The sequence below is a fragment of the Staphylococcus argensis genome (assembly GCF_002902305.1).
Taxonomy (GTDB): domain Bacteria; phylum Bacillota; class Bacilli; order Staphylococcales; family Staphylococcaceae; genus Staphylococcus; species Staphylococcus argensis.
This window is the reverse complement of sequence record NZ_PPPX01000011.1, coordinates 296722-313900: the sequence shown is the minus strand read 5'-3', so window position 1 is coordinate 313900 and position 17179 is coordinate 296722. Positions and strand designations below refer to the sequence as shown.

14 protein-coding genes and 1 pseudogene are annotated in these 17179 nt (G+C 40.5%); 7 read left to right on the top strand and 8 right to left on the bottom strand.

The features are described from left to right. The 3 genes and pseudogenes from CD039_RS08420 to CD039_RS08410 form a co-directional block, all read right to left on the bottom strand. A pseudogene (locus CD039_RS08420) lies at window positions 1-582 on the bottom strand (helix-turn-helix domain-containing protein); the annotation flags it as partial. A gap of 766 nt (window positions 583-1348) precedes the next feature. Next, window positions 1349-2512 (bottom strand): ArgE/DapE family deacylase, encoded by a 1164-nt coding sequence (locus CD039_RS08415; RefSeq protein ID WP_103371944.1) that lies wholly within the window; start codon window positions 2510-2512, stop codon window positions 1349-1351. Between the two features lie 202 nt (window positions 2513-2714). After that, window positions 2715-3206: a GNAT family N-acetyltransferase gene (locus CD039_RS08410; RefSeq protein ID WP_103371943.1), complete on the bottom strand. Its 492-nt coding sequence runs from the start codon at window positions 3204-3206 to the stop codon at window positions 2715-2717. Window positions 3207-3396: 190 nt separating this feature from the next. On the opposite strand from CD039_RS08410, the gene srtA reads away from it, so the two are divergent. Further along, entirely contained in the window at window positions 3397-4011 is a 615-nt protein-coding gene (gene srtA, locus CD039_RS08405) for a class A sortase SrtA (RefSeq protein ID WP_049408235.1), read from the top strand. 194 nt (window positions 4012-4205) lie between these two features. Here the strand turns inward: srtA and CD039_RS08400 are convergent, their stop codons facing one another. Beyond that, on the bottom strand, window positions 4206-4874 hold the full coding sequence (locus CD039_RS08400) for an N-acetylmannosamine-6-phosphate 2-epimerase (RefSeq protein ID WP_103371942.1): 669 nt from the start codon (window positions 4872-4874) through the stop codon (window positions 4206-4208). Between the two features lie 278 nt (window positions 4875-5152). Between CD039_RS08400 and CD039_RS08395 the strand changes: the two genes are divergently transcribed. Then, window positions 5153-5965, top strand: coding sequence for a MurR/RpiR family transcriptional regulator (locus CD039_RS08395; RefSeq protein WP_002473086.1), 813 nt, complete (start codon window positions 5153-5155; stop codon window positions 5963-5965). Window positions 5966-6050: 85 nt separating this feature from the next. On the opposite strand, the gene CD039_RS08390 is transcribed toward CD039_RS08395, so the two are convergent. After that, window positions 6051-6923, bottom strand: coding sequence for an ROK family protein (locus CD039_RS08390; protein ID WP_103371941.1), 873 nt, complete (start codon window positions 6921-6923; stop codon window positions 6051-6053). Between the two features lie 218 nt (window positions 6924-7141). On the opposite strand from CD039_RS08390, the gene CD039_RS08385 reads away from it, so the two are divergent. The 4 genes from CD039_RS08385 (at window position 7142) to CD039_RS08370 (ending at window position 12004) form a co-directional block, all read left to right on the top strand. Beyond that, complete coding sequence (locus CD039_RS08385) at window positions 7142-8023, top strand: N-acetylneuraminate lyase (RefSeq protein ID WP_103371940.1); 882 nt, start codon at window positions 7142-7144, stop codon at window positions 8021-8023. An 18-nt stretch (window positions 8024-8041) separates the two neighbouring features. Beyond that, window positions 8042-9571: a sodium:solute symporter family protein gene (locus tag CD039_RS08380; protein WP_002473105.1), complete on the top strand. Its 1530-nt coding sequence runs from the start codon at window positions 8042-8044 to the stop codon at window positions 9569-9571. Between the two features lie 1122 nt (window positions 9572-10693). Next, on the top strand, window positions 10694-11221 hold the full coding sequence (locus tag CD039_RS08375; RefSeq protein ID WP_103371939.1) for an NAD(P)H-dependent oxidoreductase: 528 nt from the start codon (window positions 10694-10696) through the stop codon (window positions 11219-11221). A 120-nt stretch (window positions 11222-11341) separates the two neighbouring features. Beyond that, window positions 11342-12004, top strand: coding sequence for an NAD(P)H-dependent oxidoreductase (locus CD039_RS08370; RefSeq protein WP_002471712.1), 663 nt, complete (start codon window positions 11342-11344; stop codon window positions 12002-12004). A 164-nt stretch (window positions 12005-12168) separates the two neighbouring features. On the opposite strand, the gene CD039_RS12075 is transcribed toward CD039_RS08370, so the two are convergent. The 3 genes from CD039_RS12075 to CD039_RS08355 all read right to left on the bottom strand — a co-directional run bounded on the left by CD039_RS12075 (window position 12169) and on the right by CD039_RS08355 (window position 14228). Then, window positions 12169-12369 carry a DUF6007 family protein gene (locus CD039_RS12075; RefSeq protein ID WP_103371938.1) on the bottom strand — a complete coding sequence of 67 codons (201 nt, stop codon included), beginning with the start codon at window positions 12367-12369 and terminating at the stop codon, window positions 12169-12171. Between the two features lie 85 nt (window positions 12370-12454). Then, entirely contained in the window at window positions 12455-12733 is a 279-nt protein-coding gene (locus tag CD039_RS08360; protein ID WP_103371937.1) for a GNAT family N-acetyltransferase, read from the bottom strand. Window positions 12734-12815: 82 nt separating this feature from the next. Next, complete coding sequence (locus tag CD039_RS08355; protein ID WP_103371936.1) at window positions 12816-14228, bottom strand: anion permease; 1413 nt, start codon at window positions 14226-14228, stop codon at window positions 12816-12818. Window positions 14229-14571: 343 nt separating this feature from the next. On the opposite strand from CD039_RS08355, the gene CD039_RS08350 reads away from it, so the two are divergent. Next, window positions 14572-16377, top strand: coding sequence for a cation:proton antiporter (locus CD039_RS08350; RefSeq protein WP_103371935.1), 1806 nt, complete (start codon window positions 14572-14574; stop codon window positions 16375-16377). Window positions 16378-17179 lie beyond the last annotated feature (802 nt).

Genomic DNA, 17179 nt, shown 5'->3' with positions numbered 1-17179 from the left:
CGTTTTAAAGTTCATATTTAAATGTTTCGCAAAGATGATTGATATGTAAGACTGTGAAATGAAAAATTCTTTCGCAATCATCTTAGGTGAAACGCTTTCATAAATATGGTCGTTCGTAAATTTAAGTATCTTATTTAATAAAGGTAAGTCCGTTGTAATTACTGGTAAATATGGTGAATTGATGTTCACTTTTGCTTCTAACAATAGGAAATCGAGCAGTTTCAAAACGGCGGTAGTAGTTATCACACGGTTAACAGTATTCTGCTCAACATCACGCAAGATCAAAGATTTGAGCTCTCGAGGTGATGAGATCTTATTATAATCGAAGTAGCAGTGCGAAGCGGCCTCTTCTCTCTTCAATAGCATAGAGAGAGGAATGCGAACCTCTACTACATTAACGCCTTCAATAACTTGATATATGTCGCCATTGTTAATGATAATTCCAGAATATATATTTGTTCTTGCTCCGTTAAGATGAAGGGCTAATGGATCTGCTAAAGGGAATAAGATAATGACTTCATTAATACAACGTTCTAACTCAGTTGAAAGTAGTTCGTGAATGCTCAACGTAGGTTTTTGCATGGTATATCCCCCTGTAATACGAATTACAAGTCATTTTATAGTAGGAGAAACGAAATATGTGGAAATCATCTCATACGTGATAAATTTACGAGGTAACGTGTGTGCGACATTCAATTTTTTATAGTTTTCGAGCTTGGAATTTTGTATTTTTAAAATAATGAAAGGTTAGAGTGAAAAAATGAAAGGGTCGTATTTCGAGAGTTAAATTTTGAAAAATCATAACTGTGCGTCACAATAAGAGGCATCATACGCTAGAATATAAACAGTTTGTAGATAGTGAGCGTCTAATCAGCCAGGGCACTATAATAGTCCCCGGCTTTCACAGACGACTCGTATAATGAATGGTCGTTCACTTCCAAGTGAAGTCGCATAAAGTGAATGTATGAATGACTTAACTGTGATGAAGTAAGTAACGGAAGAAGCGACACACTCATTATATGAGTTAATTATATAGCTAGGGGAGTTAATTGACAACACAAAATTCAGAAAATTAATAAAAGTTTATTCCCTTAATAAATTTCTTAAATATTTAAAAGTGAAAATTTCTTAATACAAGGGTAGTAAAATGCCACATTTACATAAAAAAGTAGAACCGCGATTTACATATTTCCGCGGTTCTACATAATCAAAAGACGGCAAAAGACAAGCGCCTTAGTCCATCTTTTCTATAATTTCAGTAACCTCTGCTCAAATCTTTGAATAACGAAATTTCAACTCTTGAGCGATTTCGAGCGTAAAAGCTCTGCCACTCATTCGCCATCATTTATTACTGATTTAAATATTTTGAGAAGAGTTGCGTATAGAAATCAACAAATTGAGTATAAACGTCTTTAGATACATACTCATCAACTTGGTGCGCTTGACCTGACTCACCTGGACCAAACATAATAAAGCCAAATTGTTCATCTTTATCTTTCATCAAGAAAGATGCGTCAGTTGTCGCCGTTGTTGAAGTTAAGTCAAATGAACGATTGAAGTGAGATTCAGCTAAAGATTGGGTCATTTTAATAAAGTCGCTATCGCCAGTAGTAGAGATTGGATCACGATTAACATAAGGTTCGACAGTTAAATCGACACCTTTCGTTTCTTCAACTTGATCTTTGACATCATTAAATAAAGATTCGAAACGTTTATTATCATATTCTGGAATTGTACGCATATTGAATAACGCTTCCGCGCGGTCTGGAATAGAGTTCACTTGGTCACCACCATTAATTACTGTACCGTTCATTGTTGGTGTACCGAGAACGTCACTTTTAACATCTACTTCACTATAAGCTTTGTTTAAGTAATGGATGAAATCAGCGAGTGGATTAATCGCGTTAAAGCCAAGTTCTGGCATAGAACTATGGGCAGATTTACCTTTGGATGTCACGCGAATATCCATCGTACCTTTATGTGTATAAACAAGACCATCTTGAGACGGTTCAGCGATAAGAAGTGCGTCTACGTCATCCATATAGCCTTTCTCATATAGATCTTTAGCGCCAGCACTTGTGATTTCTTCACCCGCAGTAGCCATGAAGCGAATCGTACCTTGTTTCAACGTGCCAGCTTCTTTAATTTCAATCAATGCGAGCGCGAGTGCAACGGTACCTGATTTCATATCAGCAGCACCACGTCCGTGAAGGCGACCTTCATCATCTTCTGTAAGTTTAAATGGTTCGTAGTTCCAGCTATCTAAATCACCTGTCGTCACAACATCCATATGTCCTGAAACGCCAAGTACTGGGCTGCCACTACCAATTTCAGCTACGAGATTAGCACGAGAATCTGAGTCGTTAACACTGATGATTTCAGATTGGATGTCATGTTTGTTAAAAAGTTTCTGTAAGTATTCAGCGACATCTTTCTCATGGTCATTCACCGATTCAATTTCTACGACATCAGAGAGAATTTGTACTTTCTCTTCGTTAGTAAATACACTCATAATGTGATGCTCCTTATTGTTAAAATATTGTGATACATTATGTTATACCACTTTTCTGCGATTTCCTAACTTGGGAGCAAGACAGAAATCTTTGATTTCGTAGTCTTGCCCCCGCGAGGACGACTAGTGTTCGAAACTGCTCAAGCAATTTCGAATTCAGTCGTCTACCGTGTAATTGTTGAATTAATACTCACAGGAAAACTTAGTCCTCTAAATGTAGCTGATAGAACGCTAAGTCGAGCCATCGTCCAAATTTGTGACCGACCTCTGTAACCGTTCCACAATGGCTGAAATTGAACTTCTCATGGAGTGCAATACTCGCTGAGTTCTCAGCATCAATACCAGCCACCATCGTGTGATAGCCTGACTCGCGTGCGAGACGAATCAACTCAGTCAATAACTGGGTCGCCACGCCTCGTCCATGATAGTTCGGATCGACATAAACAGAATGTTCAACCGTATAGCGATAGGCCGGCCAGTCACGGAAACTGCCGTACGTCGCAAACCCAGCTACATGACCATCAATATCATAGACGAGTAGAGGTTCCTCCTTCTCTAATTTCTCAGTAAACCAAACGAGACGCTCTGTTATCATAACAGGCTCATAGGTGTAGACGGCCGTAGTATGTTCAATCGCGTGATTATAAATCGTTAAGACCTCATGCAAATCATCTTGTGTCATTGGGCGAATCATATAGGTCTAACCTTCTTTCATATTTATAGTTATGGTAAAAGGACTTCGGAGTCCCCGGTGACTTTTACATATAATAACTCCAGTGTAGCACAAGTGATTTGAAAAAGTTTGAGTGAATATTGCGTACAATAGGGTGGGTAACATGATATACTATGACTTATATTACTATCTGTCATAATGGAGGAGAGCTATGAAGAAATGGGGCAGCCGTTTATTAACACTTGTGGGTGTGATACTCATATTAGCGGCGATTTACATGTTTATGAAACCACATATCGACAATTATTTTACTCAAAAGGATAACGAAGACAAGATTGAGCATTATGATAAGAATAACCAAAAACAACATAAAGAGAAGAAATCGGAATCGACACCACAAATACCTAAAGATCCGTCGAAAATGGCGGGGTATATTTCTGTACCTGATGCGGAAATTAAGACGCCAGTTTATCCAGGGCCTGCGACACCTGAACAACTTAACCGTGGCGTGAGCTTCGCGGAAAAAGATGAATCGATGTCCGATCAGAATGTCGCAATTGCAGGACATACGTTTACTGACCGTGATCACTATCAGTTCACGAATTTACCAGCTGCACATAAAGGTAGTAAGGTGTATTTGACGATTGATGGGCAGAAGCGGACATATAAGATTTCGAAGATTTACGATGTGAATCCAGACGATGTAAAAGTGCTGGACGAGCACAAATCTGATAAACAACAATTGACGTTAATTACATGCGATAAATATAATCAGCAAACTGGACAGTGGGAGAAACGCAAAATCTTTGAAGCACAAGCGGCATAATGTGGATGCGCGCGTACAGTGTTTCAACGTGAAAGAAATTAGACCTCACCAATTAGGGCGATAAATTTTCAATCGCCTTAATTGAAGAGGTCTTTTTTAAAAGTATTGAAGTAGCTTGTTTAATGTCACTGATTTGAGCGGTGCTAAGTAGTCAAAGTGCTGACCCTGTTAACTTCAGTAACCTCGCGCGTGGTTTAAGATTTAAGCGCATTTACGAAACGTTGTGTAATCTCTTTCGGGCGTGTAATCGCACCGCCTACAACAGTACAGTGAACGCCTAAGTTGGACACTGTTTCAAACATTTCAGGTGTGATCACGTTACCTTCCGCAATGACTTTCGCATCCACAGCTTCGAGTACATCTTTCAAGAATTGGAAGTTATCCTCGTAAAGAATATGACCTTTCGTATAGTCAGTGTAGCCACGTAACGTTGTACCGACGTAATCAAAGCCTAATTCGTCTGCTTGTTTCGCTTCTTCTAGTGTCGAAATGTCAGCCATGATCTCCACATTTGGTGCATGTTCGCGGATATATGCTACGAGCTCAGACAACGATTCTTTCGGACGCGTTTGTGTCGTCGCATCGAGCGCGATGACTTCACAACCACTCTCAATCAATTCGTCTACTTCTTGAGAAGTCGCAGTGATAAAGACCTTTGAACCTTTGTAATCGCGTTTCACAATCCCGATGATTGGTAAGTCGACTTCTTGTTGAATCGCTTGGATATCTTCTTTCGTGTTGGCGCGAATACCTACTGCGCCCCCTTGGTAAGCAGCAAGTGCCATTTTAGACATAATAAATGAAGAGTGTAATGGCTCGTCAGGTAAGGCCTGACATGAAACGATTAACCCTTGTGGTAACATAATTCTTCACTCCTGTTTGTATAGTTAGATGATGATCGCCCTAGTTTGTAGTCCGTCCTGTTCGGTGATAAGTGAGCCGATTATCTCATTGTTTTCAATATAACACTCGGAAAATAATAATCAATACTTTTAGTTGTTGTGAAAAATATTTTCATATATACTGAGAAGATACTCATGGTTGAGAAAATAACAAGAACCGCGCCGAACAAAATAATTCACCGACTCGAATTTTAAAAAGGTAACACTTCACTGTAATTGCACAAAGGGGAGAGTAAGTAATGAAATTTGCGAATCGTATTCAACGTTATCGCCATTTATTGACGAAGAAGGATAAAGATATTGTCGCATTTATTGAAGAAACGGAATTCACAGACGATTTCTCAACAATTAATTCGCTTGCCAGTGCCATCGATACCTCTCCGGCGACGATTACTCGCTTTGCACATAAGCTCAATTACGAGAACTTTCAAGATATGAAATTCAGTCTTCAACAGGAGAAGACGGTGAAACCGATTGAGAATAGTCCACTGATTCAACGTATACATAACTATCATCAGAACGTGATTCAACAGACAGGTGAGTTCGTCTCGGAGAAACAGATTCAGCGTTTCGTTAATCAGTTAAAGCGCAGTCGCCAAATTATTTATTCTGGTTTAGGAAGCTCGGGCTTATCTGCGACAGAGTTCTACTATCGTACGATGCGTATGGGTATGAAAGGGAATGTCTCTACGGATGCACATCAAATGAAGATTCACGCGTCATTATTATCGAAGTCCGATACGTTCGTTGCCATCTCAAATAGTGGTGAGACGAAAGAGCTGATAGCAGCAGCAAATATCGCAAAAGCACGTGGTGCCTTTGTCGTGGCGATTACGAATTACGAAGGGAGCACGTTAACGCAATCCGCTGACTTGGTATTGTTGACGACAGATCAGAAGCGCATTAACGATCCTTACTTTGTGAATACACAAATTGCGACGTCGTTCTTGGTCGATATCGTCAGTTATTTACTACTTGAAGATGATTATTTACGAGGCTTGTATCGTCAAACGACGGAAGTGATTCTAGCAGATAAAAAGGGCGACGTATAACGAGCGATTAGCGACATTTTAAAAGACCAAAATTAAACGCACGAGGTGGAAAGAGGCGTACCACTATCGTGCGTTAATTTATAACTTAATGAAATTGTGCCACGGCACCGTACAAAGCAGCGTCGTTCTGCGTCTGCATTGTTTGAATGCGTGCATGACCATATTCAGGTGGTAAATAGTGCGCAATCTTCGGTGAAATGTAGCGTAATAGACGTTCGCCTTGAGATGAAATTCCTCCGCCAATCAATATGAGCTCCGGATCATAAAGAATTTGAATTTGTGCAATTCCTTCGGCGACATCCTCACTCCACGCATTTAAGATTTCTTGAGCTTTCAAATCTCTCTCATCAATCGCAAGTTCAAACAATTTAATCACATCATCGTCGTACTCAAAGTGTTGCGCTTGCATGCGTTGTTTCAAAGCACGCACGGAGCCACGTAGCTCATACGTCGTCTCATCAGTAGGACGGTAAAGTAAATATCCGATTTCATTCGCGCGGTTTCTCGCTCCGTTATAGAGACCAGTGTCGCGATGATAGAAAGCACCGCCAATTCCAGTGCCTAGAGTAAGACAAAAGATATTCTGAGCATCATAATCGTACAAACTCAGCTCTCCAAGTAATGCGGCATTGACATCATTATAAACATGGACATCATCACTTAAAGGGGAGAGCAGTGTCTTGAAATTAGTGCCATTAAAGTTAGGTATTGTCGGACCTGTGTAGACGATGTGCCCCTCTTCTTCATCAACCACACCTGCTGTTGAAATACCAATTTGTGGGCGTGTCAATTGGTGTTTCTCTATATAACGTGCTACAAGTTCAAATACCGCATCCGTGATCTTCTCATCAATATTGTTAGGTGTCTCAATCTTCACTTTGTCTTTCAACGTAAGATGCGCGTCGATGATTCCTCCTTTGATATGTGTACCGCCGACATCTATCGCAATTCGCTCCATTGTATGTCCTCCATCTCCGTTTATAATTTAATGAAAAATATTTTCACAAAATCGTCATGAATATGACTTTTATTTTCAAAATCATATTGATACTCCTTATGGTAGCGTTTACAATTTGAATTGTAAATGACTTTTTCATTGTATAAAGCAGACGTAACAACTACAATAACGAATTTGTGAATATTGTGAAGTCGAGATCATACTGGAGGTTATTAATAATGGACGAACGATTTAAAGGATTATATGCGGCTTTACTTGTGCCTTTCGACGAACAAGGGCAAGTGATTGAAGAAGGTTTGAAACAAATCGCACGTAATGCGATTGAAACAGAAGGTATGGATGGACTTTACGTGAATGGAAGCTCAGGCGAGAACTTCCTCATCAGTAAAGAACAGAAGAAACAAATCTTTAAGATTGCGAAAGAAGCGGTAAGTGACGACGTGAAACTCATCGCACAAATCGGCGCACTCGATATGAACGAAGCGATCGAGTTAGGTAAGTATGCGACAGAACTTGGCTACGATGCGATTTCTGCAGTCACACCGTTCTACTATCCGTTCAGCTTTGATGAAATTAAAGAATATTACTTCAAATTAATTGAAGAAACGCAAAGTAATTTCATTATCTATGCGAACCCTGGTTCAACAGGCGTGAACATTACGAACGAACAATTTGATGAGCTTTTCACTCACGACAATATTATCGGCGTGAAATATACAGCACCGGATTTCTTCTTGCTTGAACGCTTACGTCACACGTACCCTGACAAACTCATCTTCTCAGGCTTTGACGAAATGTTGATTCAAGCAGCAGTTACAGGTGTAGATGGTGCCATTGGTTCTACATACAACGTCAACGGTAAACGTGCACGTCGAATCTTCGAGCTTGTTCAACAAGGTCAAGTTCAAGAAGCGTTACGCATTCAGAATGAAACAAACGACATTATCAGCACAGTGTTAGAGCTTGGTATCTACCCAGCACTGAAAGAAATCCTCGGCTCAAGAGGTATTGAGAGTGGTATGCCTAAACGACCATTGAAACCACTCAGTGACGATAAGAGAGAACGTTTGAACAAATTAATACAACAATATCATTTATAAGATTAAGGGGTTGGGAATATGCATCAAGTTGGTTTTGGGTTATGGAACTGGGTAGCAGTCATCGTCTACTTGGTGGCAATGTTATTAATTGGGTCTTACTTCACTAAACGTGCGAGTAAAGATACAGATAGCTTCTTTACCGCCGGAGGTAAGTTACCTTCATGGGTAGTTGGTTTCTCGATTTACGCAACAACATTAAGTGCGATTACATTTATGTCCACGCCAGAGAAAGCTTTCTTGACTGACTGGGCTTATGTTGCAGGTACGATTACAATTATCGCTATCGTACCAATTCTGAATTACTTCTATGTACCTTTCTTTAAAAAGTTAAGAGTAACTTCAGCTTACGAATATTTAGAAGCACGCTTTGGCCCAAGTATTCGTTTAATTGGTTCACTACTGTTCGTCCTCTTCCATTTAGGACGTGTCGCAATCGTTATTTACTTACCGACACTAGCGATTACATCAGTTTCTGACATGAACCCGTACATCGTCGCAACACTCGTCGGCGTACTCTGTATTCTTTATACATTCCTAGGTGGATTCGAAGGGGTAGTATGGAGCGACTTTATCCAAGGTGTTATCCTCCTTGGCGGGGCCTTCTTCATCATCTTACTCGGCGCACTTCAAATTCACGGTAACTTCGGCACAATTTGGCACGACGCAATGGAACACAAGAAGATCTTGAGTGCAGACAATTTCGTCATCAACTCAGCGAGCGCAGCCTTTCCAATTATCTTTATTGGGAACATTTTTAACAACTTACATCAATACACAGCAAGTCAAGACGTCGTTCAACGTTACCAAGCATCTGAATCAATGAAAGAGACACGTAAATCCCTTTGGACAAACGGTTTATTAGCTATTCTATCCGCACCATTATTTTACGGTATGGGTACAATGCTTTACTCTTTCTATCAACATGCAGGCACATTACCGAAAGATTTCAATACATCTTCTGTAGTGCCATACTTTATCTTAACTCAGATGCCACCATTTGTCGGCGGTTTACTCGTTGCAGCTATCTTTGCGGCAGCACAATCGACCATTTCATCAAGCTTAAACTCCATTTCAGCTTGTATCTCAGTCGATATCAAACACCGTTTCTTCGGTAAAGGCAAAGAGAAAGACGAAGTGAAATTCGCACGTCTGATGATCATCCTGGCTGGCCTCTTCGGTTACGGCATGTCCATGTATCTCATCTTTGCGAAATCAAACAACCTTTGGGACTTATTCCTACTCATCACGGGTCTCTTCGGTGTACCACTCGCAGGTATCTTTGCGGTAGGTATCTTTACGAAACGTACAAACACATTCGGCGTTATCGTCGGCTTGATTGCAGGTATCCTAGTCGCTTACTTACTTAATGATAAAAGTAATCCAAGCGCACCATTCTACGTTTCAATCATGTCATTCACGATCGCATTTATCATATCTTATGTTGTGAGCTTGTTCACACCAGTTAAGACGAAAGATATTACCGGTTTAACGATTTACGATAAAGACAAACCATCCACTTACATTTCAAAAGTGAAAACAAAAGGATAATTGAATGAATACACCTCTAAAGTTGGTTCTAGTACTCGCTTTAGAGGTGTTTTTATTATGACTAAAGCCATTCTTGAGATGATGGTTCCCTTGCTTAGGGGGCTGCATTCAACTCATTTTTCTCGCTAAGAATAGCTTGAAAAAATGGATTTTTCATTGCTGCCTAAATACCTTAAGCGTGTCACATCATCTTCTGCGAATTGAAAATAATATATTAAGTTTTAAAGTTAGTGCTTTAAGAGCTTATATAATGGCTAGGTTTATTTTAAAGAACATAGAAAATCAGTAAAACATTTAACCATTTCTATATTTATTCGAACATTTAAACCACCTTAATTGTATTTAATTCAATATATGACTTTTGATCGAAAATAGAGAAAGACTTTACTTAGAACAAATGCAAAAATAAATTTTAATCATATATATTCTTAAACTGATACACTTTATTCCTCGAAACAATCAAATCAAAAGAAAAATAATAAAAAAGAAGAAGGATGTGGTGGAATGTGATGTACATGATTAGAGCAAATATAACTATATGTAAGAATAATTGCAATACAAGTCAGGGGATGTGGTGACTCCTGCAGGAATAGCATGAGTCTTGAGACTATAGGCTCAAGCCATGCCTGCGGAAAGCTGCCACACCCCAATACGAAGTATTGCTTAGGTCGATACATCTAATTCAAAACAAATAAAAAAGAAGAATGATGGATGGTTGTAGTTTGTGATTGATTAAGTATTAGAACAAACAATTTAAATACATGTATACCTGCAACACGAGTAAAGGCGGGAGAAGATGAGACTCTTGAGGGATCAAAGGTCACAGCGAAAATCCAGTAATAACGCGCAACAAGCGTTATTACTTAGTTGAGGGTTCGCGGTAGCTGACTGAATTCGAGAAGGCACTTTGCTTTCTCGAACTCTAGTCATCCTCGCGGGGGAAGCACTACGAAATCACAGATTTCTGTGCTTCTCCCCTAAGAAAGCGAATCGCTACTCCCGCTCAATACGAAGTATTGCTTAGGTCGATACATTTAATTACAACAAACAATAAAGAAGTAAGGTGTTGTTAGTGTGTGGTAGAATCAAAACTAGAAACAGATACAGAAAGGAGACCCACAGATGAAACCACTCATCATCATCACACACCCAGACATCAACACATCCACAGTCAACCAATACTGGCGCGACAAACTCAACCAACACACAGACCAACTCGACATACACGAACTCTACACCACATACCCCGACGCCAACATTGACATCGACTACGAACAGAAACTACTCATGGAACACGACCACATCATCTTCCAATTCCCATTCTACTGGTACAGCTACCCACCACTACTCAAACAATACTTCGATCAAGTATTCACATACGGATGGGCATACGGCTCCGAAGGCAACGCCCTCAAAGGTAAGACATTCGCCGCAGCCGTTTCAGTAGGTGCACAAGCCGCGCAATACGCAGAAGATGGTCCACTCGGCTACACATTCGAAACACTCATCAGTCCATTCATCAGCACTGCACGATTCGTCGGTGCCCAATTCGGCGGCTATCACACATTGTACGGCGCACTCAATCCTAGCCAAGAAACACTTGAAGAAAATGCGCAACAATACCTTCAATTTATTGAAAGTCTGAAATAACACTCAGGGTACAATGACTGGTGTAGAACGAGCAAGATTAAACACAACACTTTAAGTCTAATCAATACTTGAATTATAATTGTGATAACTTGAAATCTATGAAAGGTAGGTTAAACGTTAATGAGTAACAAAGATATGCAACAAACAATTATTGATGCATTTAACTACAGACATGCAACGAAACGCTTTGACGCATCTAAGAAGATCGACGACAGCGACTTCGATACAATCCTTGAAGCAGGCCGTCTATCTCCAAGTTCTCTCGGTCTAGAACCTTGGCGTTTCTTAGTCGTTCAAAGTGAAGACTTACGTAATAAATTACATGAACTAAGTGGAGGCGCACGTGGTCAGCTTGAAACAGCAAGCCATTTCGTGCTCATCCTTGCGCGTAAGAATGTAACGAAATCTTCACCGCACGTGCATCATATCTTACGTGACTTGAAACAATACGATGATGACAGTATTAAAGCCTTTGGTGACAAGGTAGAAGGGTTCCAAACGAACTTCCACATTAACGACAACGAACGTACACTTTTAGACTGGTCAAGTAAGCAAACATATATCGCACTAGGTAACATGATGACTTCTGCGGCATTACTTGGTATCGATTCTTGCCCAATGGAAGGTTTCGACATTGATGCAGTAGAACAATTACTAGACGACGAAGGTATTGCGGATATGAAAGAATTCGCGCCTTCCGTTATGGTCGCTTTTGGTTATCGTGAAAAAGAGCCAAAAGAAAAAATTCGCCAACCACAAGAAGACGTCGTAGAGTGGTTGTAAGCTAGAATTAAAAGTTAGAGCGTTACGCTCTTCAACTATATTAAAAAGGCAATTTCTATCGAATATTTCATAGAAATTGCCTTTTTGCTATGATGTATGAAATTGAGGTAAGCGTAAGTAATAGTGTTCGACTGCGCTCGTCCATTTGATTTCATCGACAAGTCTCACTCCTGTTTTTGACATATGTAGATAATGTAAAGAATGATTGTAGACAGTCCAATTGATGATAATATCACGATAATCAAAGATAATAGGATTTCGAAGAAGGTATGTTTAGGTAATACATTCATAATTAGTGTCATGGGGATGATAGAAACTAAACAGACCCAGAAATATTTCTTTATCACTTCTTCGATGTTATCCATCACTTTAGCTCCTCTTTCCACAAATTATAAATAAATAGCGCCTGCAGTGGAGTTCATTCTCCACATTGCAGGCGCCTTCTTCAACTTAACCTTTGTAGACATCTTGGAATTCAGGATGTTTTTCAATCACTTTTGCCGCAAATGGGCAAGTTGCACTGACCTTTTTACCATTGTCACGTGCGTAGTTCACTACTGCTTCTACTAGTGCAGTACCTAAACCTTGTCCACCCATTTCAGATGGAACGCCTGTGTGATTGATTTCGATTTGATCGTCATTCACATCGTTGTACGTAATCACTGTTTCAGGATTATTCTCATCTTCACCTGTGTAGAATTTGTGATCGCCTTGTTTAATTTCAGCCATCTTTATCATCTCCTGATTCATATTGATTACTATATATTTACACCATTTGAAGTGATTTTAAACCTATAGGTAGGTAAAATGCCTACATCACGCCGATGAGTTTCATCCAAAGTGAACCGAGACCAAGCCAGATAACAAAGTAAACAATAGCTAATCCTGCGTTCATGAGCCACCAACGTTTCTGTGTTACATAGCCAGATGAGTAGAGTATCGGTGCTGGGCCGCTACTATAGTGCGTCGTGGAAGCCATCAAGTTACCGAAGAACCCAATCATCAAGGCACTGAATAACGGTGGCGCACCTGTCGCAATGGCCACCCCGAGTAGGGCAGAGTACATCGCGCTGACGTGAGCCGTTGAGCTCGCAAACAAGTAGTGTGAGTAGAAGTAGAATAGGATGAGTAGCACGAGGACTACCGGCCAACTTAAGCCACCTAAACTACCTGCAATCGTCTTACTGAGCCATGGAATAAAGCCGAGCTCGTTGAGTTGGGATGCCATCATAACCAAGATGGAGAACCAGATGAGTGTATTCCAAGCCCCAGTTTCTTTAAGTACGTCAGTCCAGCTCAATACGCCTGTGAGTAGTAAAAGGGATAGGGCGATAAAAGCTGTCAGTGTCGCGTTCATATCGATGACACTTCCGAGTACCCATAGGATGAGCGCAACGAGGAAGATACCGATCATAAATTTCTCATCACGATGCATGTGACCCATGTCTTTCAATTCATTATCCGCCCATGATTTCGCGTCAGGTGTTTCCTTGATTTCAGGTGGATAAATCTTATAGATGATAAACGGCACGACAATCAGTGACACAATACCTGGAACGAGCGCAGCTAAGAACCAGTTCATCCACGTAATGTGAATGTGCTCATGTTGTGCTAAAGATTGAGCAAGTGGGTTTCCTGCCATCGCAGTTAAGAACATTGCGGCAGTAATCAAGTTCCCGTGAAATTCTGTAAAGATGAGGAATGAACCCATTTTACGCGCCGTACCGTCATCGGCTTTCGAACCGAACGACTTCGAGAGCGCATTAATGATAGGATACATAATACCGCCAGCACGCGCCGTGTTACTTGGCGTCGCAGGTGCTAAGATCAAATCCACACCAACAAGTGAATAGCCGAGCCCCAACGTCTTTTTACCAAATAACTTCACGAACTGAAGGGCAATACGACGGCCGAGACCTGTCTTCACAAACCCACGTGAAATAAAGAACGCCATGGCGATGAGCCAAATACTGCTATTACCGAAACCTTTCACAGCTGGGTCGATATCCACAGTGCCGGTCAAGACCGTGAGCGTAAACCCAATCATGGCTACGGCACCAATCGGAAGCGGTTGCGTGATACAACCGATAATCGTCGCTACGAAGATGGCAAACATATGCCAAGCGTCCGCACTTAAACCTTCTGGCCGAATAGGGGTGATCAACCAGAGGATGATTCCAACAACAACAGGAAGTATAAATTTCTTATAATTTATCTTCTCCATTATATTTCACCTTTCCTTGTATAAAAGTGGTATAGGAGTATTTGAGAGAGGACATTTAATTATGTTGTTTCCCGTATACTCGTAATTACACAAACATCTCCTATACTAAAAATTGTGAATTCAAACTAATTGAGATTCAATTTCAATTATAGTGAGCATCATATAACATGTAAAGATACAAGGCGAAACTGTGACGATACTGTTGAAATTTGTATGAAGACAGAAAAACGTGTAACGCTTAAAGGTGAATCTGTTATAATGAACTGATGTATACATATTGAAAGAAAGTAAGAACTATGTGCTCAGCATGAGTGAGCGTTAGGAATTATACGGAGGTGTGACCGTGTCACTCTTGAATTTACCCCTTATATTAGTGATCGTGATCTTTCTGGCTTTAGGTATCTTTAGCCAATGGTTCGCATCACGCATCAAATGGCCCTCGATTGTCGTACTTTCTATCGTCGGCTTACTCGTAGGCCCAATACTGAGTCTTATCAACCCGCAACAAAGCCTCGGCTCCGAAGCATTTAGCCCGATGGTTTCGTTAGCTGTAGCTATTATCTTGTTCGAAGGCAGTAGCAACCTCGACTTCCGTGAGTTAAGAGGTATTTCGAAAGCGGTCATGCGCATCATTACAGTTGGCGCAGTGATTTCCTGGGTGCTTGGCGCAATGGCCCTCCATTTCGTTCTAGGATTCTCAGCCCAAGTCGCACTCGTCATGGGCGGTTTATTCCTAATCACAGGCCCGACCGTCATCCAACCATTGTTGAAACAAGCGAAAGTCCGCAAGAGCGTTGATTCAATCTTGCGTTGGGAAAGTATCATCTTAGATCCGATTGGCCCGATGCTCGCCTTATTCGCATTTTATATTTTTAATATTTTCGAACACGGGATTCAGGTAGAAATCATTTTAAGTTTCATCCTGCGTTTATTCATCGCCGTCTGTATCGGTTTCTTTGCGTCATACGTGTTCATGTGGTTTTTAAAAAAGGATATGATTCCACAGAACTTAATGCCACCAGTACAACTCGTCTTCGTACTCTTAATCTTTGCCTTGTGCGATGAAATCTTACCAGAATCTGGATTAATGGCCGTCACTATCTTCGGTCTCGTCATGGCACGCATGAAACGCCACGATCTCATCTTTAAAGAATCTGACCACTTCATCGAGAATATGTCATCCATTCTCGTCTCAACGGTCTTTATCCTTATCACATCGTCACTTACTCTAGATGTGTTAAAAGGGATTCTATCGTGGAAACTCGTACTATTCTGCGCAGTGATGATCGTGCTCGTCAGACCTTTATCTATCTTATTCGCGACCATCAACACTGAAATTTCTAAACGCGAACGTACGATGGTCTCAATCATGGCACCACGAGGCATCGTCGTCTTAACCGTAGCTCAATTCTTTGCCGGTCAGTTTATGGAGAAAAATGCGCCATTAGCCGAATACATTACACCCGTAACCTTTGGCTTAGTCATCGTAACCGTGGTTATTTACGGCTTTAGCTTCGTCCCAATGAGCAAAATGATGCGCCTAGCGAGCACCGAACCACCCGGCGTTATTCTCGTAGGAGAAGGCGAATTCTCTTACAAACTAGGATCGAAATTGCGAGAACATGAAATTCCAGTCATGACCTTTAACTTATTCTCAAGTTCGTCCACACGTGCGCGCAACCTAGACTTTGAAGTCTTCGAAGGCAACCTATTATCAAGTAACGATCGCATTTACGCAGATTTAACTCGCTACCACCAATGTCTCTTGATGACCCAATCCTTCGTGTTCAACAGTCTAGCATTTAACGAACTCGTTCCTGAATTCGGTCTCAATCAAGTCAATATGATACCTGTATCATTTAGAAACGAGAAGATGAAATCTAATGTGAGCGGGCCCATTCGCAACCACATCTTATTTGATTCAAACTTTAGCGCCAAATGGTACAACCAATTTATTAAAGAGAATGATATCCACGAAATCGACGTTGAGCGTATACCAGAACTCAGCGAAAACGACATGATACTCTATCATATTAATGACGACAAAGAAGTGACATTCAGAAACAAACGTAACCAATTCGAAGATAGTGACGAAGGCGTCATTGGTTACCTCAAAGACGCTTACTTATACGAAGACGAAGAATTATAATTAGAAGAAAAGCACGTTCTCCAGAGTTGAGAGCGTGCTTTTTAAGGTAGATAAGTGTTGCGTTATATAATTACCAATCAAAAAACGCCATCTACTACAGCGATAGTAGACGGCGTTTGAAGTATCATCGTGCCAAAAATTAGATTTAGTAAAAAGAATATGTAGATTTATAAAGATACGCTCTAATTCTCCCGGAAAGCCTTAATTAAATCAAAAAACAAAAAGAGTAGGTGCGTAGGAGTTTAGCTAATAAAGAATTTAGAGCGGACGTTATTAACTTACCAATACATAGCATTCAGTTAGTAAGAAGCACTATCATCCTCGAAATACTCAATTAAACACAAATAAAAAAGAGTAGATTTGTAGGAGTTCGTGAGCTAAAGAACTTAGAACAAATGTTATTAAACACACACAAATATTTGCAATACAAGTAAAAGGTGGGAGTAGGCGAGACTCTTGAGGGATAGAAGGGCACAGCGAAAATCCAGTAATAACGCGCAACAAGCGTTATTACTTAGTTGAGCGTGACCCCCTAAGAACGCGAGCCGTCTCTCCCACCCAATACGCATTATTACAGATTAGAAGAAAACTTATTTTTCCTCGATATTCTAAAACATGATTCACACGAAACATATGCTTAGTAGAAACACTCTCTTCCTCGAAACACTAATATTAAAACAAAAAATAGAGAGAGTGTGTGTTGATTGTCGTTATGGAGCATTTAGAATTGTAGTAAAGCATTAGAATGCCTCGATTTAATTGCAATACAAGTAAAAAAGAGGTGGTGCGACTCCCGAGGTAC